Source organism: Streptomyces aureus, assembly GCF_000725495.1.
Classification (GTDB): domain Bacteria; phylum Actinomycetota; class Actinomycetes; order Streptomycetales; family Streptomycetaceae; genus Streptomyces; species Streptomyces aureus_B.
The window spans coordinates 637,105-660,171 of the sequence record NZ_JNZD01000005.1; the positions used below are offsets into that span (position 1 = coordinate 637,105).

Consider the following 23,067-nt stretch of genomic DNA (forward strand, 5'->3'; position numbering starts at 1 on the left):
CGCTGATCACGCCACCAGGCTATCGCCCCCGACCGGGGGGTCGTCATGAGCCGTATGTGTACAAAACCGGGGGTGGAACTTTGACACTCTGCACAGGGACGAAGAGGGTGACGGCATGCAGTGCGGGCGGACCGCGGGCTACCGTCGTCCTACGGGCAGTGTTCTGCCCCCGGCACGCACCTGCCCCGGAGGCTGTCGACCCGGGACGGCGAACGCGACGGCGCACGGAACGCGCAAGGACGGCCGACGGGAGCGCAGCACCATGACACCGAAGATCCTCATCGTCACCGGCGACGCGGCGGAGTCGCTCGAGGTCCTCTACCCCTACCAGCGGCTGCGCGAGGAGGGGTACGAGGTCCACATCGCGGCTCCCACCCGCAAGCAGCTGCGGTTCGTGGTCCACGACTTCGAGCCGGGCTTCGACACCTACACCGAGAAGCCGGGCTACACCTGGCCCGCTGACCTGGCCTTCTCCGAGGTCGACCCCGGGGCGTACGCGGCCCTGGTGATCCCCGGCGGGCGCGCGCCCGAGTACCTGCGCAACGACCTCGAACTCCGCAAGATCCTGAAGTCGTTCTTCGACGCGGACAAGCCGGTGGCCCAGATCTGTCACGGTCCGCTGCTGACCGCGGCGGTGGACGGCCTGAGCGGTCGCCGCGTCACGGCCTACCCGGCGCTGGAGCTCGACATGCAGGCGGCGGGCGCGACCTTCCAGGACGCGGAGGCCGTCGTCGACGGCACGCTGGTCTCCGCCCGGGCGTGGCCGGACCATTCCGCCTGGATGCGTGAGTTCCTCAAGGTGCTGCGCTCGAAGGCCCCCGTGACCTGACGTTCCCGCCCGGTCCCGCGCGGCCACGGGCCTGGGGCGCTCAGCGGGGGCGGGCCTTCCGGCTCGCGAGCCGGCGCGAGCCCCGCGAGCCCCGGCCCTCAGGCGGCGATCCGGCCGGCCTCCTCGACCGCTTCCTCCAGGCTGTCGACCACGGGGACGCCGGCCGCCTCCAGGCTGGCGCGGCTGTGGGAGCCGCCGGTGTAGAGAACCGCTCCGGCGCCCACGCGCAGGGCGGCCGTCGCGTCGTCCACCGCGTCGCCGATCACCACGACGCGGGCCGGTTCGACCCCGCCGAGGGCGGCGAGGTGGCGCACCATGTACTCGGCCTTGCTGCCGCCGGAGGGCCCGGTGCGTCCGTCGACCCGCAGGAAGTGCGGCTCGATCCCGAAGCCCCGCACGAGCGGCACCAGCTCCTCGTGCACGTACATGCTGAGCAGGGACTGGCTGCGGCCCGCCGCCTCCCACCCGGCGAGCAGCGCGGGCACCCCGGCGGTGAGCCCGCACCCCGTGCGGTGCTCGGCGTAGTACCGGTGGAAGGTGTCGTCCATGACCAGCCACTCGTCCTGCGTGGGCAGCCGGCCCATCAGCCGCTCGTAGAACTTCGGCACGGGCACGCAGTACATCGCCCGGTAGCGCTCCAGGGTGATCGGCTCGAGCCCCAGCTCGGCGAACGCCGCGTTCGTCGCCCCGATGATCGCGTCGTTGTCGTGGAACAGCGTGCCGTTCCAGTCCCACACGATGTGCGCTTCTGCTTGCTTCCCCATACGTAAGAACGTACCCGCCGCCACGGACGGCCCGGCGGGACGGGGGGAGCACGGGTGGCTACTCCCCGAGTCCGACCAGGCCGGGGACCTCCTGGGTGGCGAACCAGAGCAGTTCGTGGTCCTCGGCGCCGTCGACCACGAACTGGGCGTCGTCGTCTCCCGCGTCCGCCGCGGCGAGCGCGGCGGCGGCCGCGGTCACGTCCTTCTCGGCGTCGTCCGCGTCGACGTGCACGGCCGCGGCCTTCGCCAGGGTCACGTCCTGGGAGACCCGCACCTCGCCGAGCGCGGCGGGGTCGAGCCCCCGGTCGGGGTCGGCGGCCGCGGCGCGGTCCGGGACGTCGACCGCGACCACGACCCGGCGCCGGGCGACCTCCGGTTCGGCCGCGAGGAGCCGGAGCGAGGCCAGCGCGGCACGGCTCAGCGCCGCGTACTCCAGCTCCTCGATGTCGTCGGAGAGATACCACTCGCGCAGGGCGGGTGTGACGGCGTACGCGGTGAACGGTCCCGTCGCCAGCTCTCCCGTCTTGTACGCCTCGGCGAGACCGGAGAGGGTCAGGGGGACGTAGACGCGCATGGTGGCCGCTTTCGTAGTCGGGGCTCCGGGGGTCACGCGGTCCGAGCACTCCGGGGAGGGCCGTCCCGCGCCTCCGGGAGGGCCTTCAGGATACGTGCGGGCGTCCCCTTTCGAGGCTGCGGCAGCACCCTGCGTCACGTCCACCCCACGCCGGGGATTCACCCGGTACTCCCCCGCGCCACCAAGGGTTCGGCGGGGCCGGACCACCCTGATAGGTGAACTCTCCCGCCGTCGCGACGCGCGCCCGCCGTCCTTGCGCGGGCCCCTTCCCGGCTCGTACAAGATCCCCGACACGAAAGTTACCGACCGGTACCGCCGGTGCGGACGACGAGCGGGGACGACGTATGAACAAGGTGATGACCAGGACCGGGCGCCACCCGGGCGCCCGTCCGCCCGGCCGCCGCGACTCCCGCCGCCCCGGCGGAGCCCCGCCCCGGGCCCCGGGCACGGGCACCCCGGCCAGGCCCCCGGGCGGCAGCCCGCCGCGGGCCGCACACGGTTCCTCATCGCCCGCCGAGGGCACCCGCGCACCCTCCAGGCCCGCTGTCGGCGTCCCGGCACGCTCCAGGCCCGCCGCCGGCGTCACGGCGCCTTCCGGGCCCACGACCGGCGTCCAGGTGTCCCCGCGGACGCCGGCCCGCCCGGCGCCGGCCACGGCAGCCCGTGAGACGGCCCGGCGGCCCGTTCCGGGGCCCCGGCCCACCGACGTCTTCGCCGAGCGGCTGCTGGCCGTGCTGAGCGGCGCCCGCCCCGTCCACTGCATGCTGCGCCACACCGCGGGCCGGGCCTACGACGAACTGGTCCGGCTCGCCGAACGCGGCCCGCTGCGCACCCGCGGCGCCCGTCCCGTCGTCCGCGACATCGGCTACTACGTCGCCCGCCCGGACGCCCTCGAGGCGTTCGCCCGCATCGGCGCCGGCGACCAGCTCCGCGCCATGGCCTTCCGGCTGGAACAGGGATCCGACCTGCGCTGGCGCTGCACCGCGATCGAGCTCGGCGGCCCCCGAGGACCCCACGGAGCCGACTGACCGGGGCCGGACGCTCCCCGGAGACACCCCGCCGGGCCCGCCCCGGCCCCGCTCGGACGCGCTCCGGGCGCTCCGGACGGGCGGAGGGCCGAACAGGGGAAGGGCCGGACACCCGGTGTCCGGCCCTTCCCCTGTCATCCGGTCGCCCCCGGCGGTGCTCCCCGCCGCGGGCGACCCTCACTCACTTCTTGCGGCGGCGGACGCCACCCTTCTGCTGCTTGCGGCGCTCCGCGCGGGTGAGGCCGTCCGCCTCGGACCGCACGGGCTCGTCGCTGGCGAAGTCTCCCTCGACGATGCCGCCCTCGCCGTCCACGGTCGGCGCGGAGAAGTGCAGCCGGTCCGGACGCTGCGGGGCGTCGAGGCCCTTGGCCCGGATCTCGGGGCGCACCGCGCCCGCGGCGACCGGCTCCTGCTTGGCCGGCGACGGCGCGGCGTCCTCGACCGGGACCTCCTCGACCTGCTGCTCGACCTGGACCTCCAGGTTGAACAGGTAGCCGACGGACTCCTCCTTGATGCCGTCCATCATGGCGCTGAACATGTCGAAGCCCTCGCGCTGGTACTCGACGAGCGGGTCCTTCTGGGCCATCGCGCGCAGGCCGATGCCCTCCTGGAGATAGTCCATCTCGTAGAGGTGCTCGCGCCACTTGCGGTCCAGGACCGACAGCACGACCCGGCGCTCCAGCTCACGCATGATCTCGGAGCCGAGCTGCTCCTCGCGGGCCGCGTACTGGTCGTGGATGTCGTCCTTGATGGACTCGGAGATGAACTCGGCGGTCAGACCGGAGCGGTCGCCGGCCTCCTCCTCCATCTCGTCGACGGTGACCTTCACGGGGTAGAGCTGCTTGAAGGCGCCCCACAGCCGGTCGAGGTCCCACTCCTCGGCGAAGCCCTCGGCGGTCTCGGCGCCGATGTAGGCGTCGATGGTGTCGTCCATGAAGTGCTGGATCTGCTCCTGCAGGTCCTCGCCCTCCAGGACGCGGCGACGCTCGCCGTAGATGACCTCGCGCTGGCGGTTGAGCACCTCGTCGTACTTCAGGACGTTCTTGCGGGTCTCGAAGTTCTGCTGCTCGACCTGCGACTGCGCGGACGCGATGGCACGGGTGACCATCTTGTTCTCGATCGGCACGTCGTCCGGCACGTTCGCCATCGACATGACGCGCTCGACCATCTGCGCCTTGAACAGACGCATCAGGTCGTCGCCCAGCGAGAGGTAGAAGCGGGACTCGCCCGGGTCGCCCTGACGGCCGGAACGACCGCGGAGCTGGTTGTCGATGCGCCGCGACTCGTGGCGCTCGGTGCCGAGCACGTAGAGACCGCCGAGGTCGTGGACCTCGTCCTTCTCGGTCTTCACGGCCGCCTCGGCCCGCTCCAGGGCCGCGGGCAGGGCGTGCGCCCACTCCTCGATGTGCTCCTCGGGGTCGAGGCCGCGCTGGCGCAGCTCCGCCTCGGCGAGGTCCTCGGGGTTGCCGCCGAGCTTGATGTCCGTACCGCGGCCGGCCATGTTCGTGGCGACGGTCACGGCGCCCTTGCGGCCGGCCTGGGCGACGATCGTCGCCTCCCGGTCGTGCTGCTTGGCGTTCAGCACCTCGTGCTGGACACCGCGCTTGGAGAGCTGCTGCGAGAGGTACTCGGACTTCTCGACCGACGTCGTGCCGACGAGGATCGGCTGACCCTTCTCGTGCTTCTCGACGATGTCGTCGACGACCGCCTCGAACTTCGCGACCTCGGTGCGGTAGATCAGGTCGGACTGGTCCTTGCGGACCATCGGCCGGTTGGTCGGGATCGGGACGACGCCAAGCTTGTAGATCTGGTGGAACTCGGCGGCCTCGGTCATCGCGGTACCGGTCATGCCGGAGAGACCGGGCATTTCCTTGCCGTTGTGGTCGTGGCGCTTGTAGAGGCGGAAGAAGTTCTGGAGGGTGATCGTGGCGAGCGTCTGGTTCTCGTCCTTGATGTCCACCCCTTCCTTCGCCTCGATCGCCTGGTGCATGCCCTCGTTGTAGCGGCGGCCGGCGAGGATACGGCCGGTGTGCTCGTCGACGATCATGACTTCGCCGTCGATGACGACGTAGTCCTTGTCGAGCTTGAACAGTTCCTTGGCCTTGATGGCGTTGTTCAGGTAACCGACGAGCGGGGTGTTCACCGACTCGTAGAGGTTGTCGATGCCCAGCCAGTCCTCGACCTTGGCGACGCCGGACTCGTGGATCGCGACGGTGCGCTTCTTCTCGTCGACCTCGTAGTCGCCGGTCTCCTCGATGCCCTTGAGCGGGTTGCCGGGCTCGCCCTTCTTCAGGCGGATGACCAGCTTGGCGAAGTCGCCGTACCACTTGGTGGCCTGGTCGGCCGGGCCGGAGATGATCAGCGGCGTACGGGCCTCGTCGACGAGGATGGAGTCGACCTCGTCGACGATCGCGAAGTTGTGGCCGCGCTGGACGAGCTCGTCCTGGGACCACGCCATGTTGTCGCGCAGGTAGTCGAAGCCGAACTCGTTGTTCGTGCCGTACGTGATGTCGCACGCGTACTGCTCGCGGCGCTGGGCCGGAGTCATGTTGGCGAGGATGCAGCCGACCTCGAGGCCGAGGAACTTGTGGACGCGGCCCATCATTTCGGAGTCGCGCTCGGCCAGGTAGTCATTGACCGTGATCAGGTGGACGCCGTCTCCGGAGAGGGCGTTCAGATACGCGGGCAGGGTGCCGACGAGGGTCTTGCCCTCACCGGTCTTCATCTCCGCGACGTAACCGAGGTGGAGCGCGGCGCCACCCATGATCTGCACGTCGTAGTGACGCTGACCGAGGGCGCGCTTGGCGCCTTCACGGACGGTCGCGAAGGCCTCGGGCAGCAGGTCGTCGAGGCTCTCGCCGTCGGCGTACCGCTGCTTGTACTCATCGGTGAGGGCCCTCAGCTCGGCGTCGGAGAGGTCGACGAAGTCCTCTTCGATGGAGTTGACCTGGTCCGCGATGCGGTGCAGTTTGCGCAGGATCTTGCCTTCGCCTGCACGCATGATCTTCGAGAGGACGGACACGGGGGTTTGTCTCCTTGCCGGTCGGGCCTGGGACGGTCGGTTTCAATGGCAGATTCAAATCACAGCTTGAGCAACGGCCATCGTAAGCGAGGACCCCACCGCGCCGGGAGGTCTGCCCGTGACAGCCACTAGGACAACGGACAGGCGTCGCCGAAGGTGCCGCGTTCGCACAGCGAAAAGTAGCGAACCGATCACCCAGGGCAAAGGAATGGCGTCCTTCCGCACGCCCGAGCAGAATCGGCCGATGGACCCCGTCACGCTGACCACCGACCGCCTCGTCCTGCGCGCCGTGGGCGTCGAGGACACCGACGCCGTCTTCGAGGCCGCCCAGGATCCCGAGATCCAGCGCTGGACCACGATCCCCTCGCCCTATCTGCGCGAGCACGCGTCGGGCTTCACCGACCAGATCGTGCCCGAGGGCTGGGTCGACGGCTCGGCCTTCACGTTCGGTGTCTTCCTCCGCTCCGGGGAGCTGACGGGCATGCTCTCCATCACGATGCGCTCCCTGGGCGTCGGCGAGGTCGGCTACTGGGCGGCCAAGGAGCACCGCGGCAACGGCTACATCACCGAGGCCACCGTCGCCGCCTCCCGCTGGGCCTTCACGGACCTGTCCGTCGACCGGGTCGAATGGCGCGCCGAGGTCGGCAACGCCGGTTCCCGCGCGGTCGCCGAACGCGCCGGGTTCACCATCGAGGGGACGCTGCGCTCCGCCCTCAACAACAAGGGGATCCGCCGGGACTGCTGGGTGGGCTCGCTGCTCCCCTCGGACCTGGGTCTCCCGTCGACGGCGCCCTACCTGCCCGCCCGGTGAGAGCCGCGGCGGGCCCCGGTGCCGGCTTCCGAACCGGGTCCAGGATCGGGGCCGCGGCCCGGCGCCGCGGCGGACCGTCCGGGAGCCCTCCGGTTGTCAGTGGCACCGCCTAACGTGTGGGCATGACGAGTCTCCCGCGTCCCACCACCGAACTCTCCGCGGACGAAGCCCGCCGCATCGCCCTGCGGGCGCAGGGCTTCCTCGGCGCCCCGGACCGCCGGGCGGGCGTCCGCGGCGTCCTGCGGCACCTCGGCGCGGTCCAGCTCGACACGATCTCCGTGCTCGCCCGGTCCCACGAACTGATTCCGTACGCCCGGCTCGGCGCCGTCGGCCGCAAGACCGTCGAACAGGCCTACTGGACGTCCGCGCCGCCGGCCGGCACCCCCGCGGCACCGCACGCCTTCGAGTACTGGTCCCACGCGGCCTGCATCCTGCCCGTGGAGGAATGGCCCCACTTCGCGTTCCGTCGCCGCGCCTACCGCTCCCGCCCGCACTGGAACCACGACCTGCCCGACGGAGCCTACGACCAGGTCGTCAAGCAGCTGCGCGCCGAAGGCCCCCTCACGGCAACGGACTTGGGCGGGGCGAAGAAGACCAGCGAGTGGTGGGACTGGTCGGGCACGAAGGTCGCCGTCGAACGCGCGCTGATGTACGGCGAGGTGGTGTGCGTCGAGCGGCGCGGCTGGAAGCGGGTCTACGACCTCGCGGAGCGCGCCGTCCCGCAGCCGCTGCTCCATGACGAGCTCGACGACCAGGAGTGTCTGCGCCGTCTCGTGCGCCTCGCCGGGCAGTCCCTCGGCGTCGGCACCCGCGCGGACATCGCGGACTACCACCGCGTCAGGCTGGACCAGGTCGACGCGGTGATCGCGGACTCGGGTCTGGTCCCCGTGCGGGTGGAGGGCTGGGGCAGGGCCGCGGCCGGGAAGGGCGGCTCGGGGAACGCGGGCACCCGGCCGGCCGGTGACGCGTGGGCGGACCCGGCGGCGCTGGAGACCGTCCCGCGCGGCCGTCACCGTACGACGCTCCTGTCGCCGTTCGACTCCCTCGTCTGGGAGCGGGCGCGCACGGAGCGGATCTTCGACTTCACGCACCGCCTGGAGGCGTACACGCCCAAACCGAAGCGGATCCACGGGTACTTCGCGATGCCGGTCCTGGCGGGCGGGCGGCTCGTCGGCCGGGTCGACCCGGCCCGGGAGGGGCGCACCCTGATCGCCCGGCAGGTCGGCATGGACGGCCCGAAGGCGGTCCCGGCGGTGGCACAGGCACTGGTCGAGGCGGCGAGCTGGGTGGACTGCACGGACGTACGCGTCGAGCGGGTGGACGCCCCGGATCTGCGCGAACCGCTGGCCGCGGAGCTCGTCCGACTCCTGGGGTGACGCCCGGAGCCCGACAGCCGGCGTCCCGGCCGGCTAGCGGATCTCGAGGATCTTCTCGCGCATCGCGTACACCACGGCCTCCATCCGGGAGTGCAGCTGCAGCTTCTCCAGGATGTTGCGCACGTGGTTCTTCACGGTGTTCTCGGAGATGAACAGTTCCTTGGCGATGTCGCGGTTGTTCATCCCCGTGGCCACGAGCTTGAGGACTTCCAGTTCGCGGTCGGTGAGCCGGGGCGCGGGCACCAGCCGGCGCTCGTCGGTGCGCTGGATCATCGACTTGAACTCGGTGAGGAGTTTCGAGGCCATGGACGGACTGATCTGCGACTGCCCGTCGGCCACCGCGCGGATGGCCGTGGCCACCTCGTCCGTGGAGATCTCCTTGAGGAGGTAGCCGGTCGCCCCCGCCTTGATCGCGTCGTAGAGGTCGGCCTCCTCGTCGCTGATCGTCAGCATGATGATCTTCGCGCTGGGGGCCACCTCCTTGATGGAGGTGCAGGCCTCGATGCCGCCGCGCTTGGGCATCCGTACGTCCATCAGCACGATGTCGGGCAGCAGGTCGGCGGCCTTGTCGACGGCCTCCGCCCCGTCGCCCGCCTCACCGACGACCTGGATGTCCTCCTCGGCCGCGAGCACGATCTCCAGGCCGCGGCGGAAGAGGGCATGGTCGTCCACGACGAGGACCCTGATCGGTTCCCCGCGCGAGGAACCGTCGTCCGGTCCGGAGGCGACGACTCGCTCGTCGGCATCGCCGGCACGCATCGGTCCGAAGCTGTCCGCCATCGTTCCTCCCCCTGAAGGCCGTGGCCTGTGTTTCCGCGGTATCGCCAACCCAAGGCAACGACCCACCGGTTGGGCCGGTGCGGCCATGATTCCATGTCCGGACGGCGGCGGGGTGACGGAGCGGGACGCGAAGGGGTCGCACACCGGTGCCCCTGGGGGCGCATTCGCGCTCCAGGGGCACCGGTTCATCCGTCACCGGGGGCGGTCGGTCAGCCGCCGAGCGCGCCGCCCGGCGCGTCCGCTCCGCCCTGGGTGACCATCGGGTCCGTGCTCAGGTGGATGACTCCGTAGTCGTACGCATGGCGCCGGTAGACGACGCTGGGTTCCTTCGACTCGGAGTCGACGAAGAGGTAGAAGTCATGCCCGACGAGCTCCATTTCGTAGAGCGCCTGGTCGAGCGTCATCGGTTCGGCCACATGGGTCTTCTCGCGGACCACACAGGGGCCTTCGCCCATGATCTCGAGAGAGCCGATCTTCTTGGTCGGCACGGCGTCCGGCTCCTCGTCGCGGACGACGTCACCACTGCCGTTGAGGGTCGCGGCACCCGGGACGACGTCGGCCACCTCGGCCGCCGAGAGCCTGCCGTTGCCACGGCGGGTGTAGCGCTTGTCGTGCTGCTTGCGCAGCCGGGCCTCGAGCTTGTCCGCGGCCAGGTCGAGTGCTGCATACGCGTCGCTTGCCGCTGCCTCCGCCCGGATCACCGGTCCGCGGGAGTGGAGCGTGATCTCCACCCGGTCACTGCGGTCGGCCTGTCGGGGGTTGGGCTCCTTGGACACCTCGACGTCGAGGCTGATCACCTTGCCATCGAGCTTCTGGATCTTCTCCAGCTTCAGCTTCTCGGCCACGTGCTTGCGGAACCGCTCGGGCACCTCGGTCTTGCGGCCCTTGACGACGATGTCCACGCAGAACTCCGTTCCCGGATAGCCCCGCTCCACTGGCGGAGCATCTCCCTTTTGCACCAGGCTCCGGTGAGCCCCGGAACCTCGGACTCGGTGACTTTCACCTCCTCCTCCCCCAAGGACAAGATCTCCACCCCACCGATACGGGTGATTGCCGGAAAGTCACGCTTCGGCACTCGGATGCGTGAGGTTCGGCCTGCGCCATTGCCTCACAACCGAACATATCTCGCCCGGACGGATGTCGTCACCCTCTACTGATACGTACCTCCGTTCAGGTGAATTGACCCTCTCATTACCTGCAACGATGCAAGTTCTCGGTCAGTTCCGGTTTATTTCGAAGGCGCCCGGCGGTGCGGCGATCACGGCCGAGCAGACCGTCCCACCGCTCGTTCCTCCGGCCTGCTCCCTACCCGCGTTTCGGCCGTACACCTCCCCCGATCCACTCCTCTCACCCGTCCATCCCAGCGCTCCGGCACCCGGCCGCACGGTCCGCACCGCCCGGACCGCCCGCACCGCCTCCGCCAGCGACGCCCCCGTCGTCATCAGGTCGTCCACCACCACGACCCGTCCTCCCCGGGCCAGCAGCCGCTCGCCCCCGGCGGCGACCTCCAGCGCGCCCGCCAGATTCGCCGCCCGCTGCCGGGAGTTCAGCCCCGACTGGTCGGCCACGGCACGCCGCTGGCGCAGCACGCCGAGCACCCGGGCCGGTGTACCCGTGCGCCGCAGCTCGCCCGCCGCCGCGAGCGCGATCCGCCGCACCGGATCGTGGCCCCGCGCCCGGACCGCCCACCGGGCCGAAGGCACCGGCACGAGCAGCACCGCCGCCGCGCCCCGCCCTCCCGAACCGAGGGGCCCGGGACGCCCCGCCGGCCCCAGACCCGCCCGTACGGCCCCTGCCAGGGCCTCGCCCAGCGGTCCCGCCAGGGCCAGCGCGCCCCGCTCCTTGTGGGCGAGGAGCATGGCGCGCACCTCGTCCCCGTACGGAGCCGCCGCGTGCACCACGGACAGCCCCTCCGGCTCGGGCAGGGGCCGCACCCGGCACGGAGCGGCCCCCGTCAGGGCGGCGCGGCACTCGGGACAGAGCACCGCGCGAGGCAGCCCGCAGCCGCCGCACTCGGCCGGCAGCACCAGATCCGTGAGGTCACGCCACCACCCCCGCATGACCACCACTGTGCCAACGGCGGGACCGTCCGACCACCCCTGTGGAAAACCCGGACGGACGGCGCCTGAACGGCTCCCGAAACGGCGGCGGGCCCGCCCGGAAGAACCGGACGGGCCCACGGGCCGAACACAGGGCACTAGGGCGGACACGCACTAGCCGGGATAGACCGGCGCCGTCCCGTCCTTGACCACCTTCTGCCACTGCTCCCCCGCCGAGAGGCGCACGATCCCGTCCGTCTCGGAGTGCGCCACCAGGGGCAGCTGCTCGTCCTCGGACGCGGCGATCTCCTTGACGTTGGCCAGCGCGGAGGGCGAAGTGCCGAGCGGAGTGGAGCCGTCGACCTGGACGTACTGCATCTGCTGCACGCCGCCCTCCTCGCTGCCGACCACCACCAGACGGCTGTCGCCGGCCCAGGACATGGCCGTGACCTCCTCCAGCTGGGGCGCGACGGACTGCGGTCCGACGATGTAGGCGCCGTGCGGTTCGTCCTCGGACCGCTCGATGCGTCCGATCTGCAGCGAGCTCTTGCCGTCCTTCTCGACGATCAGCGCGATGCGCACACCGTCGGCGGCCACCCGCACCGCCTCGATGCGTCCGCCGAGCTCCGGCGCCTGCACGACGATCGGCTGGCCCGCGCCCTTCTCCAGCAGGAGCAGCCGCGGGTTCTTCGGATCGCGGTCGGCCACCCACAGGTCGCCGCGCGCATCCCAGCTCGGCGTGGTCAGCCGGTCGTCGGCCGTCGCGCCCTGGCTGCGCACCACCGGCTCGGCGAGCGAGCCGCCCGGCACCAGCGAGCCGACGTACAGGTTCCGGCCGTCGGCCGACACACCGGCGGCGGTGTCCTCGTCCCGCGACACCGCGGCCGCCCGCAGCTTCTTCTCGCCCTCGCCGAGTGCACCGGGCACCGGCTCGGGCGTCTTGTCGCGGTTGCCGCCGGGCATCCGGACGAGCCGCTGCTCGTGGTCGATGAAGTACTGGTACTCCGGGTGCTCGCCCGTGCCGTGCGAGGCGACGCTCTCGGCCTTGGCCTTGGTCAGCACGCACAGCTGCGAGCCGTTCGACCGCTGGAGCTCCACCTCGTCGACGCCGGTGGGCGTGAGGTCGCGCAGGGTGAGGAGGATCTGGGCCGCCATCTGACGGCACTGGGGGCCTCCGACCCGGTCGGCCCGCGCGTTCAGCGGCACCGTGACGCTGTTGCGGTCGTCGGGCGACAGCGTCACGTCGTCGTTCTTCAGTTCCGTGCCCGAGGGGAAGCTCGACCTGACCACCGGGTCCAGCCAGCTCGTGGGCCCCTTCAGCAGGGCGCGCACGATCTGCGTCATCGGGTCGACCTGCGCGCGCACGTAGACCGGGTCGGCGACGGTCCCCAGCGGGCGGCCGGTCCCGGAGGGCCCGTTCGACGCGAAGTAGTACTTGTTCACGGACACGTAGTTGCGCTGGAAGTCCGAGGTGCCCATGACGACGCCCTGCGGCAGCCCGTCGATGCGCCACTGCTTGTTGCTCTTCAGCTTGGTCAGGTGCACCGAGCCGCTGTACTGGCCGGCGTCCGGCCCGTACGCGTGCCGGTCGTCCACCTTGGCGACCTTGCTGCCGTTCAGCCGGAACAGCGCCTCACGGCTGCCGTCCTTGGTGCCCGAGGGCGCTCCCACGGGCTCGGGCGCGTCGGAGAGCACCGTCGTCGAGTGGTACGGGTCCCACGTCTTGCGCGCGGCGTCGGTGAGGTACTTGCCGGCCGTCTCGTACTTGGCGTCGTCGCTGGTCAGCGCTTCCAGGAAGCCCTGCACGATCTCCGCCGCCGAGGCGCCGGGGTGCGGCGGCATGGCGTAGACGCGGACCTGCGAGTCCGGGCGCGGGGTGGACTCCACCCCGCGCAGGTCCCCGCTGTCCGGCATCGAGGCGCACCCCGCCAGCAGCAGACCGCCGCATGCCGCGTACACCGCGACGCTCACCGAACGGCGTCCTCGGACGCCGTTCCCCCCGCGGTCAGCGCCCACGGAATGCCTCCCCATGTCCGAGCTCCTCCGGCGTGTCGCCGTCCCGCCCCCGCTCCTGCGCGGTCCGGTCCCGGCCGGTGCCGGATGTCTCCTCCTGGCGCCGCAGCGCCCCGGCGGGCCGGGGCACCACGCGGGCGCCGCTGCCCGGCAGGGCCGTCGGGTCGGCCGTGGCCGAGGCCCCGGACAGCCGCGAGGCCATGCCGCCGTGCTGCGCTATCGGATCCGAGGAGGACCCGGCCTGCTGCACGGGAACCGTGGCGCGCTTGGTCTCGCCGCCGTGCGGCAGACCCGCGTCGTCCAGTCCTCGGTTGCGCCGGGAGTCCTTGGGCTCCAGGGGTATCGGTGATCCCCTGAGCGGTTCGTCCGCGGTCCGCGGCAGGGTCAGCCGGAACTGCGAGCCGCCGCCCGGCTCGCCCCAGGCCTGGAGCCAGCCGCCGTGCAGCCGCGCGTCCTCCAGGGCGATCGACAGCCCCAGACCCGTGCCGCCGGTGGTCCGCGCGCGGGCCGGGTCGGCCCGCCAGAAGCGGCTGAACACCCGGGTCGCCTCGCCGGGCTTGAGCCCGACGCCGTAGTCGCGGACCGCGATGGCGACCGCCCCGCCCGCGGAGGCGAGCTTGACGACGACGTCCTTGCCCTCGCCGTGCTCCACGGCGTTGACGACGAGGTTGCGCAGCACCCGCTCGACGCGCCGGGCGTCGGCCTCGGCGATCAGCGGCTGCTGGTCGCCGACGACGCGTATGCGCGTGCCCTTGCGCTCGGCGAGCGGCTCGGCCCCGCCGACCACCCGTCGCACGACTTCCCTGAGGTCGATGGCGTCGGCCTCCAGCGCCGCGGCGCCCGCGTCGAACCGGCTGATCTCCAGCAGGTCGGCGAGGAGCGTCTCGAAGCGGTCCAGCTGGTCGGCGAGCAGCTCGGCCGACCTCGCGGTCACCGGGTCGAAGTCCACGCGCGCGTCGTGGATGACGTCGGCCGCCATCCGCACGGTGGTCAGCGGGGTGCGCAGCTCGTGCGACACGTCGGAGACGAACCGCCGCTGCATCCGGGACAGGTCCTCCAGCTGCTGGATCTTCAGCTGGAGGTTCTGCGCCATCTTGTTGAAGGCCTCGCCGAGCCGCGCGATGTCGTCCTCGCCGGTGACCTTCATCCGCTCCTGGAGACGTCCGGCGGAGAGCCGCTCGGCGATGCCGGCCGCCATCCGCACCGGGGTGACGACCTGGCGCACCACGAGCCACGCGATGGCGCCGAGGAGCACCACGACGAACAGTCCGGCCGTCGCGAGCGTGCCCTTGACCAGGCTCAGCGACTTCTCCTCCTGCGTCAGCGGGAAGAGGTAGTACAGCTGGTACGCGTCCCCGTTGGGGTCGCTGACCTGCTTGCCGATGACCAGCGCCGGCTGGGACTCGCGGCCGTCCTTGTAGACCACACGGGTGTAGCTCTGGGCGGCCGCGGTGCTCTTGTCGACGCGGGCGCGCAGGTTCTCGGGGACGCTCACGGTCGGGTCGACCTGGCCGGAGTAGCGCGGTGCGAGACCGCCGCTGCCGTCTCCCGAGGCGGTGGAGTTGAGCGTGACCACGTCGAAAGCGCCCTGGCCACCGCTGGACAGGGACACGACGAGGTCGGTCATCCATTGGCTGACGTTCTTCGACCGGCCGTCGGCGGCCGAGCCGTCGTCGCCGTTCGCCGTCGCCGCGGAGTCCGCCTTCTGCTTGGCCACCGAGAAACCACCGGTGGCCTGGCTCTGCGAGGCCCTCACCTTGGCGTCCAGCAGACCGTTGCGCACCTGCCCGATCACGACGAAGCCGAGGAGCAGGACGACGCCCATGGACATGAGCAGCGTCGTCGCGACGATCTTGAGCTGGATGTTGCGCCGCCACAGCCGCATCACGGGCAGCAGCGGACGGCGCACCCAGCGTATGAGCAGCCGGAGGACCGGACTGCCCTGGACCCCGCCCTGGAGCAGTCCTCCCTCGAAGAACCGCTCCCAGCCGGAGCCCTTCATTTTCCGGCCGACAGGCCGCCCCGAACGATCCCCCTGCTCAGCGGACGCCGAAGCGGCACTGTCAAATGACATGTCAGCTCGGTCCTGCCTTGTATCCGACGCCTCGGACGGTCACCACGATCTCCGGGCGCTCCGGGTCCTTCTCGACCTTGGAGCGCAGTCGCTGGACGTGCACGTTGACCAGACGGGTGTCGGCCGCGTGCCGGTAGCCCCACACCTGCTCCAGCAGGACCTCACGCGTGAACACCTGCCACGGCTTGCGTGCCAGGGCGACGAGGAGGTCGAACTCGAGCGGCGTGAGCGCGATGGACATGCCGTCCCGCTTCACAGAGTGACCGGCGACGTCGATGACGAGATCGCCGATCGACAGCTGCTCGGGTGCCGGTTCCTCCGAACGGCGCAGCCTCGCCCTGATCCGCGCCACGAGCTCTTTTGGCTTGAACGGCTTCACGATGTAGTCGTCGGCGCCCGACTCGAGGCCGACCACGACATCGACGGTGTCGCTCTTCGCCGTGAGCATCACGATCGGCACCCCGGACTCCGCCCTGATCAGGCGGCACACCTCGATGCCGTCCCGTCCGGGCAGCATGAGGTCCAGGAGAACCAGGTCGGGCTTGGCGTCACGGAAGGCGGCCAGCGCCTTGTCGCCGTCGGCTACGAAAGACGGCTCAAAACCTTCACCACGGAGCACGATGCCGAGCATCTCGGCCAGTGCGGTGTCGTCATCGACGACAAGGACTCGTCCCTTCATAAACGACATCATCCCATTAACTAAATCGTTACCTGGCGTGACAAGTCACACAGCTCGGCGAGAGCCTCAGCCGTCACGGGCGAAACAACGCCCTCTTCGGTGACGATCGCCGTGATCAACTCCGGCGGCGTCACGTCGAACGCCGGGTTGTACGCCTGGGTCCCCAGGGGTGCCACAGGTATACCCCCTCCCGGCTCCGCCCCCGCCACCGGGACCTGCGGAGCTGCGATCTCCGTCACTTCATGACCCGCGCGCTGCTCGACCTCGATGGACGCGCCGTCGGGCGTGTCGGGGTCGATCGTCGTCACCGGGGCCACCACGATGAACGGCACGTGGTGGTACCGGGCCAGCACCGCGAGCGGATAGCTCCCCACCTTGTTCGCCACCGAACCGTCGGCGGCGATGCGGTCGGCCCCGATCAGCACCGCGTCCACCTCCCCGGCCGCGAACAGCGAGCCCGCCGCGTTGTCCGTGAGCAGGGTGTACGCCATGCCGCTGCGGGCGGCCTCGTACGCCGTCAGCCGGGCCCCCTGAAGCAGGGGCCGCGTCTCGTCCACCCACAGCCGCCGCAGCTTCCCCGCCCGGTGCGCGGCGAGCGCCACGGCGAACGCGGTGCCCTCACCACCGGACACCAGCGCGCCCGTGTTGCAGTGCGTCAGCACGCGGTGGCTGCCGCCGGGCAGCAGTTCGTCGAGCAGCGCGAGACCGTGCCCGGCCATGCGGGAGCTCGCCTCGGCGTCCTGGCGGTGCAGCGTCCGCGCCGCGTGCAGTGCCGCCGCCCCTGCCGCCGCCTCGTCGCCACCGGCGGCCAGCGCGGCCCGGTGGGCCGCCTGCGCCCTGCGCACGCCGACCGCGAGGTTCACCGCGGTCGGCCGGGCACCGGCCAGCGCGAGGGCCGCCTCCTCCACGTCGAAGCCGCGTACGGCGGCGAGCGCGACGCCGTACGCCCCGGCGATCCCGAGCAGCGGAGCCCCCCGTACGGCGAGCGTTCTGATCGCCTCCACCAGGGCGGGCGCGTCCGTGCACACCAGCTCGACCTCCTCGGCGGGAAGCCGTGTCTGGTCGAGAAGGACCACGACGGGGCCTTCCGGGGGCTCGTGCCAGCGGATCGCGGGTATCTCCGTCGGCCCGCCGTCCTCGCGGGGTTGCGCGTAGTGATCAGCCATCCGCCCAGTCTGCCCCGTACCCGGCGGACAATTGAAGGTGTGCAGCCCATACGGGGCCCGTCCCTCGCCGGGCACGCCGTGACACGATGGCTGTCGACCTGCCGCCGCGACCGCGGAACGGGCACCGTGAAGGAGCGACGATGAACGACACTCCGGGCTGGGCGTCGCCCGGATCCGCCCCCTCCGGCGAGAAGGAGCCGGACTCGTCCGGCGCCCCGGAGCCCGCGGACCAGGACGGGACCGGCCGGCCCGAGCAGCCTTCGAAGTGGTCCAAGGAGCAGCCCCCGCCCGGTCAGTGGTCCGCGCCCGGCCCTCAGGCTCCGACCCCGCCGCCCGCCGCACCTGGTCCCGGCTGGGGCGGCCGGCCTCCCGGCGGCCCCGGCGGCGGCCACGGCGGCTGGACGGGCCCCGGACAGGGCGGACCCACCGGCTGGGGTGGCGCCTGGGGACACCCGCCGGCCGCCGCCAAGCCCGGCGTGATCCCGCTGCGCCCGCTCGGCGTCGGCGAGATCCTGGACGGAGCGGTGTCGACCATGCGCGCCTACTGGCGCACGGTCCTCGGCATCTCGCTGACCGTCGCCGTCTTCACGCAGGTCGCCGTCATCCTGCTCCAGGGCCTCGTCCTGGACGACAGCGCCGCCACGGAGACGATCAACGACCCGAGCGCCACCCTCGGCGAACTGACCCGGGCCATGGGCGACACCCTGCTCAGCTCCGGCCTCGTCCTGCTCGTCACCCTGCTCGGCACCATCGTCGCGACGGCCCTGCTCACCTCGGTGACCAGCCGGGCCGTGATCGGCAAGCCGGTGACCACCGGCGAGGCCTGGCGCGACGCCCGCCCGCAACTGGCCGGGCTGCTCGGCCTGACGCTGCTGCTGCCGCTCATCGCCGTCGCGATCATGGCCGCCGGTGCGCTGCCGGGCCTGCTCGTGGTGGCCGGCGGCTCGAACGAGGGCGGGGCCGCGCTCGCCGTCCTAGGCGCCTTCGCCGCGGGCTTCGTCGCCCTCTGGCTGATGATCCGCTTCTCGCTCGCCTCCCCCGCCCTGATGCTGGAGAAGCAGGGCATCGTGAAGTCGATGCGCCGCTCCGCCAAGCTCGTCAAGGGCTCCTGGTGGCGGGTGTTCGGCATCCAGCTGCTCGCCACGATCATCGCCAACATCGTGGCGTCGATCATCGTGATCCCCTTCGCCGTCCTCGCCGCGGCCCTGAGCGGCGACGGCTTCACCGGCTTCCTCGACAGCTCCGGCGGCGACCTCGGCTGGACCTACCTCATCGTGAGCGGCATCGGCGCGGTCATCGGATCCATGATCACCTTCCCGATCACCGCGGGCGTCACGGTGCTCCTGTACATCGACCGGCGCATCCGCCGCGAGGCCCTCGACCTCGACCTGGCACGGGCCGCCGGTCTCCAGGGCTACGGCGGCCAGGCGACCGGCACCCCCGGCGCCACACCGGGGAGCTGATGCGGTGAACGGGGCGGGGGGAGTTCTCACGGCGGTGCTCGGGGGGCCGGGCACCGGCGCGACGGCGGTCATCGCGCTGCCGCGCGGCGCCACACCACCGGTGACGACACCGCGCGAGGCCGCCCGTGAAGCGGCCCGGCGCGAACTGTCCAAGCGGATGTACCACGAGCACGACCCCGGCCTCGTCCAGCGCGGACTGAACGCCTTCTGGGACTGGGTCGGCAGGCTGTTCGGCGCCGCCTCCTCCGCGACTCCCGGGGGAACGCTCGGACTCGTCGTCATCGTCCTCGCGGCCGTGGCGATCGCCACCGCCCTGTGGTGGCGCCTGGGCACCCCCCGCCGCACCCCCTCCTCGTCCGCCGCCCTCTTCGACGACCGCCCCAGGAACGCCGCCGAACACCGCGCCGCCGCCGAGGCGCACGCCGCCCATGGCCACTGGAACCAGGCCGTCCAGGAACGGATGCGCGCCGTCGTGCGCTCCCTGGAGGAACGCGCCCTGCTCGATCCGCGCCCCGGACGCACCGCCGACGAGGCCGCCGCGGAGGCGAGCCGCTCCCTGCCCGCCCACACCGACCGGCTGCGCGCCGCGGCACGCGACTTCGACGACATCACGTACGGAGGCCGCACCGGCGACGCACACGCGTACCAGCGCCTCACCGAACTCGACCGCGACCTGGAGCGCACCCGGCCCGTCCTCCCGAACGCCCCCGGCGCGGACCGGGACACGGGCCACGGCGGCCGGCAGGGGGCCGCCTCATGACCGGGGCCGCCCTCGCCCCCACCTCGGCCTCGCCCACCGCCCGCCAGGTGTGGACCCGCACGCGCGGAATCGTCCTCGCGCTCGTCCTGCTGCTGGCGGCCGCCGTCGCGATGGCCGCCGTCCGCTCGGAAGGGCGGCACGGACGCCTCGACCCGCGCTCCGCGGACCCCTCCGGCAGCAGGGCCGTCGCCCAACTCCTCGCCGACCGGGGCGTGACCACGCGCGTGGTCACCACCCTCGGCGAAGTCCGCTCCGCCGCCGGCCCCGACACCACCCTGCTGATCGCGGCCCCCGACCTGCTGACCAGGCGCCAGCAGGACGCTCTCCACACGGCGACGGCCGACTCCGGCGGCCGCACGGTCCTGATAGCCCCCGGACCGCCCTCCATCGGCACCCTCGTCCCCGGCAGCACCGCCGACCCCGCGGTCGGCTTCGACTCGACGCTCTCCCCCCGCTGCGATCTGCCCGCGGCCCGCCGGGCGGGCAGCGCCGACACCGGCGGCATCCGCTACACCACGACCGACCCGGACGCCGACACCTGCTACCCGAGCGACGGACTGCCCACGCTCCTGCGCGTCCCAGCCCGCTCCGCGGGCGGTGACACGGTCGTCCTCGGCGCCCCCGACATCCTCTACAACGAGCGCCTCGACGAGCAGGGCAACGCCTCGCTCGCGCTCCAACTCCTCGGCTCCCGCCCCCATCTGGTCTGGTACCTCCCCTCGCTCTCCGACGACTCGGCCACCGACGCGGGCGACCAGAGCTTCCTCGACCTGATCCCCTCGGGCTGGCTCTGGGGCACTCTCCAGCTGTTCTTCGCCGCCGTCCTGGCGGCGCTGTGGCGGGGCCGCCGCATGGGCCCCCTCGTACCCGAACGGCTCCCCGTCGCGATCCGCGCCTCCGAGGCCACCGAAGGCCGTGCCCGCCTCTACCGCAAGGCCTCCGCCCGCGACCGCGCGGCCGCCGCTCTCCGCTCCGCCACCCTCACCCGCCTCGCCCCCCTCATCGGTGTGCCCCCGTCCCAGGCGCACGCGCCCGAGACCCTGCTGCCCGCGCTGGCCGCCCGCTTCGACGGCGACGCCCAGGCCCTGCTGCCCCTCCTCTTCGGACCACCGCCCCGGGACGACGCGGCCCTCGTCTCCCTAGCCGACCAACTCGACGCCCTCGAAAGAGAGGTACGCATTTCATGATGGACCCGACCACTGACAAAGCCGGGCACACCGGGTACTCCGGGGACGCGGACTCCGCCCGCTCCTCCCTGGAGGCCCTGCGCGCCGAGATCGCCAAAGCCGTGGTCGGCCAGGACCCCGCTGTCACCGGCCTCGTCGTCGCCCTCCTGTGCCGCGGACACGTCCTTCTCGAAGGGGTCCCCGGAGTGGCCAAGACGCTGCTCGTCCGCGCGCTCGCGTCCGCGCTGGAACTCGACACCAAGCGCGTCCAGTTCACCCCCGACCTCATGCCGAGCGACGTCACGGGCTCACTCGTCTACGACGCCCGCACCGCCGAGTTCTCCTTCCAGCCCGGCCCCGTCTTCACCAATCTCCTGCTCGCCGACGAGATCAACCGCACGCCCCCCAAGACCCAGGCGTCCCTGCTGGAGGCGATGGAGGAACGCCAGGTCACGGTCGACGGCACGCCCCGCCCGCTCCCCGAGCCCTTCCTGGTCGCGGCGACCCAGAACCCGGTCGAGTACGAGGGAACGTATCCGCTCCCCGAGGCCCAACTGGACCGCTTCCTGCTCAAACTGACGATCCCGCTGCCCTCCCGCCAGGACGAGATCGACGTCCTCACCCGCCACTCAGAGGGCTTCAACCCGCGCGACCTGCGCGCCGCGGGACTGCGTCCGGTCGCCGGCGCCGCCGACCTCGAAGCCGCCCGCGCCGCGGTCGCCAAGACGACGGTCTCCCCCGAGATCACCGGCTACGTCGTCGACCTGTGCCGCGCGACCCGCCAGTCCCCGTCGCTCACCCTCGGCGTCTCCCCGCGCGGCGCGACGGCACTGCTCGCCACGGCCCGCGCCTGGGCCTGGCTGACCGGCCGTGACTACGTCATCCCCGACGACGTCAAGGCCCTGGCCCTGCCGACCCTCCGCCACCGCGTCCAGCTCCGCCCCGAGGCCGAGATGGAGGGCGTGACGGCCGACTCCGTCATCAACGCGATCCTCGCCCACGTCCCCGTCCCCCGCTGATGGCACTCACCGGACGCGCCGCACTCCTGGCGGCCCTGGGCGCGATTCCCGTCGGCATCTGGGGACCGAGCTGGACGGGCATCCTCGCCGTCGACGTCCCGCTCGCCCTGGCCTGCGCCTGCGACGCCGCCCTCGCGGCTCCCGTACGGCGCCTCGGCCTGACCCGCTCCGGCGACACCTCGGTGCGCCTCGGCGAGTCCGCGGACGTCACGCTCACCGTCACCAACCCCTCAGGCCGGCCGCTGCGCGCCCACCTGCGGGACGCCTGGCCGCCGAGCAGCTGGGAGCCCGGCACGGAGACCGAGGCATCCCGGCACCGCCTGACGGTCCCCGCGGGCGAACGCCGCCGTCTGACGACCCGTCTGCGCCCCACGCGCCGCGGCGACCGCCGGGCCGACCGCGTCACGATCCGCTCGTTCGGCCCCCTCGGCCTGTTCTCCCGTCAGGGCAGCCACGAGGTCCCCTGGACCGTACGCGTCCTGCCGCCCTTCACCAGCCGCAAGCACCTGCCGTCCAAACTGGCCCGCCTCCGTGAACTCGACGGCCGCACCAGCGTCCTGACACGCGGTGAGGGAACGGAGTTCGACAGTCTGCGCGAGTACGTTCCCGGTGACGACACCCGTTCCATCGACTGGCGCGCCACGGCCCGCCGGACGACGGTCGCCGTACGCACCTGGCGTCCCGAACGCGACCGCCACATCCTTATCGTCCTCGACACCGGCCGCACCTCCGCCGGGCGTGTCGGCGACGCGCCCCGCCTCGACGCCTCCCTGGACGCGGCCCTGCTCCTCGCCGCCCTGGCCTCCCGCGCCGGCGACCGCGTCGACCTCCTGGCCTACGACCGCCGGGTCCGCGCCCTCGTCCAGGGCCGTGCGGCGGGCGACGTCCTCCCGTCGCTGGTCAACGCGATGGCCGGGCTCGAACCGGAACTCGTCGAGACCGACGCCCGGGGCCTGGCCGCCACGGCGGTGCGCACGGCCCCGCGCCGCTCGCTGATCGTGCTGCTGACGACCCTCGACGCGGCCCCCGTCGAGGAGGGCCTGCTCCCGGTGCTCTCCAGCCTCACCCAGCGCCACACCGTCCTGCTGGCATCGGTCGCCGACCCGCACGTCGCACGCATGGCGAAGGCCCGGGGGGACGTCGACGCGGTGTACGAGGCGGCGTCGGCCGCGCAGGCCGAGGCGGAACGCCGGCGCACGGCCGAGACACTGCGCCGTCGCGGCGTCACCGTCGTCGACGCGACCCCGGACGATCTCGCACCGGCCCTCGCGGACGCCTATCTGGCGCTGAAGGCCGCGGGCCGTCTGTAGTCGGGAAACGTGTCGACGGAGAGTCGGCGGAGAGCCCAGACGATCGCGAGACGATCGAGTGTCAGGGCCCGTCGATCGAAAGCAGGGAAATTGCTCCTGAACGCAGAAAACCCCCGGACCGGTATCCCCGGTCCGGGGGTTTTCTTCACAATTTGTTCGGCGGCGTCCTACTCTCCCACAGGGTCCCCCCTGCA

Annotated in this window: 19 protein-coding genes; 9 read left to right on the forward strand and 10 right to left on the reverse strand. The window is 72.2% G+C overall.

Annotation, left to right across the window (positions count from 1 at the left end; genetic code table 11):
* Positions 1–262 precede the first annotated feature (262 nt).
* The gene (locus IO36_RS12675; RefSeq protein WP_037619319.1) at positions 263–829 is read left to right on the forward strand and encodes a DJ-1/PfpI family protein; all 567 of its coding nucleotides are present in this window, start codon (positions 263–265) and stop codon (positions 827–829) included.
* A gap of 98 nt (positions 830–927) precedes the next feature.
* On the opposite strand, the gene IO36_RS12680 is transcribed toward IO36_RS12675, so the two are convergent.
* The gene (locus IO36_RS12680) at positions 928–1,593 is read right to left on the reverse strand and encodes an HAD family hydrolase (RefSeq protein WP_037619320.1); all 666 of its coding nucleotides are present in this window, start codon (positions 1,591–1,593) and stop codon (positions 928–930) included.
* Positions 1,594–1,651: 58 nt separating this feature from the next.
* Entirely contained in the window at positions 1,652–2,167 is a 516-nt protein-coding gene (locus tag IO36_RS12685; protein ID WP_037619322.1) for a DUF6912 family protein, read from the reverse strand.
* A gap of 344 nt (positions 2,168–2,511) precedes the next feature.
* Between IO36_RS12685 and IO36_RS12690 the strand changes: the two genes are divergently transcribed.
* Positions 2,512–3,195 carry an Rv3235 family protein gene (locus IO36_RS12690; RefSeq protein ID WP_037619323.1) on the forward strand — a complete coding sequence of 228 codons (684 nt, stop codon included), beginning with the start codon at positions 2,512–2,514 and terminating at the stop codon, positions 3,193–3,195.
* 181 nt (positions 3,196–3,376) lie between these two features.
* Here IO36_RS12690 and secA read toward each other — a convergent pair whose 3' ends face one another.
* Positions 3,377–6,217, reverse strand: a complete 2,841-nt coding sequence (gene secA / locus IO36_RS12695) for a preprotein translocase subunit SecA (protein ID WP_037619324.1) — start codon at positions 6,215–6,217, stop codon at positions 3,377–3,379.
* Positions 6,218–6,461: 244 nt separating this feature from the next.
* On the opposite strand from secA, the gene IO36_RS12700 reads away from it, so the two are divergent.
* Positions 6,462–7,028 (forward strand): GNAT family N-acetyltransferase, encoded by a 567-nt coding sequence (locus tag IO36_RS12700; protein WP_037619543.1) that lies wholly within the window; start codon positions 6,462–6,464, stop codon positions 7,026–7,028.
* 122 nt (positions 7,029–7,150) lie between these two features.
* Complete coding sequence (locus IO36_RS12705) at positions 7,151–8,404, forward strand: winged helix-turn-helix domain-containing protein (RefSeq protein ID WP_037619545.1); 1,254 nt, start codon at positions 7,151–7,153, stop codon at positions 8,402–8,404.
* Between the two features lie 33 nt (positions 8,405–8,437).
* On the opposite strand, the gene IO36_RS12710 is transcribed toward IO36_RS12705, so the two are convergent.
* The 7 genes from IO36_RS12710 to mtnA all read right to left on the reverse strand — a co-directional run bounded on the left by IO36_RS12710 (position 8,438) and on the right by mtnA (position 17,155).
* The gene (locus IO36_RS12710) at positions 8,438–9,184 is read right to left on the reverse strand and encodes a response regulator (RefSeq protein ID WP_037619325.1); all 747 of its coding nucleotides are present in this window, start codon (positions 9,182–9,184) and stop codon (positions 8,438–8,440) included.
* A 209-nt stretch (positions 9,185–9,393) separates the two neighbouring features.
* Positions 9,394–10,086: a ribosome hibernation-promoting factor, HPF/YfiA family gene (hpf, locus tag IO36_RS12715; RefSeq protein ID WP_387710098.1), complete on the reverse strand. Its 693-nt coding sequence runs from the start codon at positions 10,084–10,086 to the stop codon at positions 9,394–9,396.
* A gap of 315 nt (positions 10,087–10,401) precedes the next feature.
* Positions 10,402–11,244 (reverse strand): ComF family protein, encoded by an 843-nt coding sequence (locus IO36_RS12720; protein ID WP_037619546.1) that lies wholly within the window; start codon positions 11,242–11,244, stop codon positions 10,402–10,404.
* A gap of 153 nt (positions 11,245–11,397) precedes the next feature.
* On the reverse strand, positions 11,398–13,239 hold the full coding sequence (locus tag IO36_RS12725) for an LpqB family beta-propeller domain-containing protein (protein ID WP_037619328.1): 1,842 nt from the start codon (positions 13,237–13,239) through the stop codon (positions 11,398–11,400).
* A complete protein-coding gene (mtrB, locus tag IO36_RS12730) occupies positions 13,229–15,310 on the reverse strand; it encodes an MtrAB system histidine kinase MtrB (protein ID WP_037619329.1) in 2,082 nt (693 codons plus the stop codon). Before mtrB ends, IO36_RS12725 begins: the two co-directional genes overlap by 11 nt.
* 1 nt (position 15,311) lies before the next feature.
* A complete protein-coding gene (gene mtrA, locus IO36_RS12735) occupies positions 15,312–16,001 on the reverse strand; it encodes a two-component system response regulator MtrA (protein ID WP_209441191.1) in 690 nt (229 codons plus the stop codon).
* An 8-nt stretch (positions 16,002–16,009) separates the two neighbouring features.
* Positions 16,010–17,155 carry an S-methyl-5-thioribose-1-phosphate isomerase gene (gene mtnA / locus IO36_RS12740; RefSeq protein ID WP_037619332.1) on the reverse strand — a complete coding sequence of 382 codons (1,146 nt, stop codon included), beginning with the start codon at positions 17,153–17,155 and terminating at the stop codon, positions 16,010–16,012.
* A 140-nt stretch (positions 17,156–17,295) separates the two neighbouring features.
* On the opposite strand from mtnA, the gene IO36_RS12745 reads away from it, so the two are divergent.
* From IO36_RS12745 to IO36_RS12765, 5 genes are read left to right on the forward strand one after another with little or no spacing between them, the layout of a single operon-like run.
* Positions 17,296–18,618, forward strand: a complete 1,323-nt coding sequence (locus IO36_RS12745; RefSeq protein ID WP_037619333.1) for a DUF7847 domain-containing protein — start codon at positions 17,296–17,298, stop codon at positions 18,616–18,618.
* 4 nt (positions 18,619–18,622) lie between these two features.
* The gene (locus IO36_RS12750) at positions 18,623–19,378 is read left to right on the forward strand and encodes a DUF4129 domain-containing protein (protein WP_078943137.1); all 756 of its coding nucleotides are present in this window, start codon (positions 18,623–18,625) and stop codon (positions 19,376–19,378) included.
* Positions 19,375–20,565, forward strand: a complete 1,191-nt coding sequence (locus IO36_RS12755) for a DUF4350 domain-containing protein (RefSeq protein ID WP_037619336.1) — start codon at positions 19,375–19,377, stop codon at positions 20,563–20,565. The genes IO36_RS12750 and IO36_RS12755 overlap by 4 nt, the downstream gene beginning before the upstream one ends.
* Positions 20,565–21,563, forward strand: a complete 999-nt coding sequence (locus IO36_RS12760; protein WP_107065696.1) for an AAA family ATPase — start codon at positions 20,565–20,567, stop codon at positions 21,561–21,563. The genes IO36_RS12755 and IO36_RS12760 overlap by 1 nt, the downstream gene beginning before the upstream one ends.
* Positions 21,563–22,873 (forward strand): DUF58 domain-containing protein, encoded by a 1,311-nt coding sequence (locus IO36_RS12765; RefSeq protein ID WP_037619338.1) that lies wholly within the window; start codon positions 21,563–21,565, stop codon positions 22,871–22,873. The genes IO36_RS12760 and IO36_RS12765 overlap by 1 nt, the downstream gene beginning before the upstream one ends.
* The last annotated feature ends 194 nt before the right edge of the window (positions 22,874–23,067 follow it).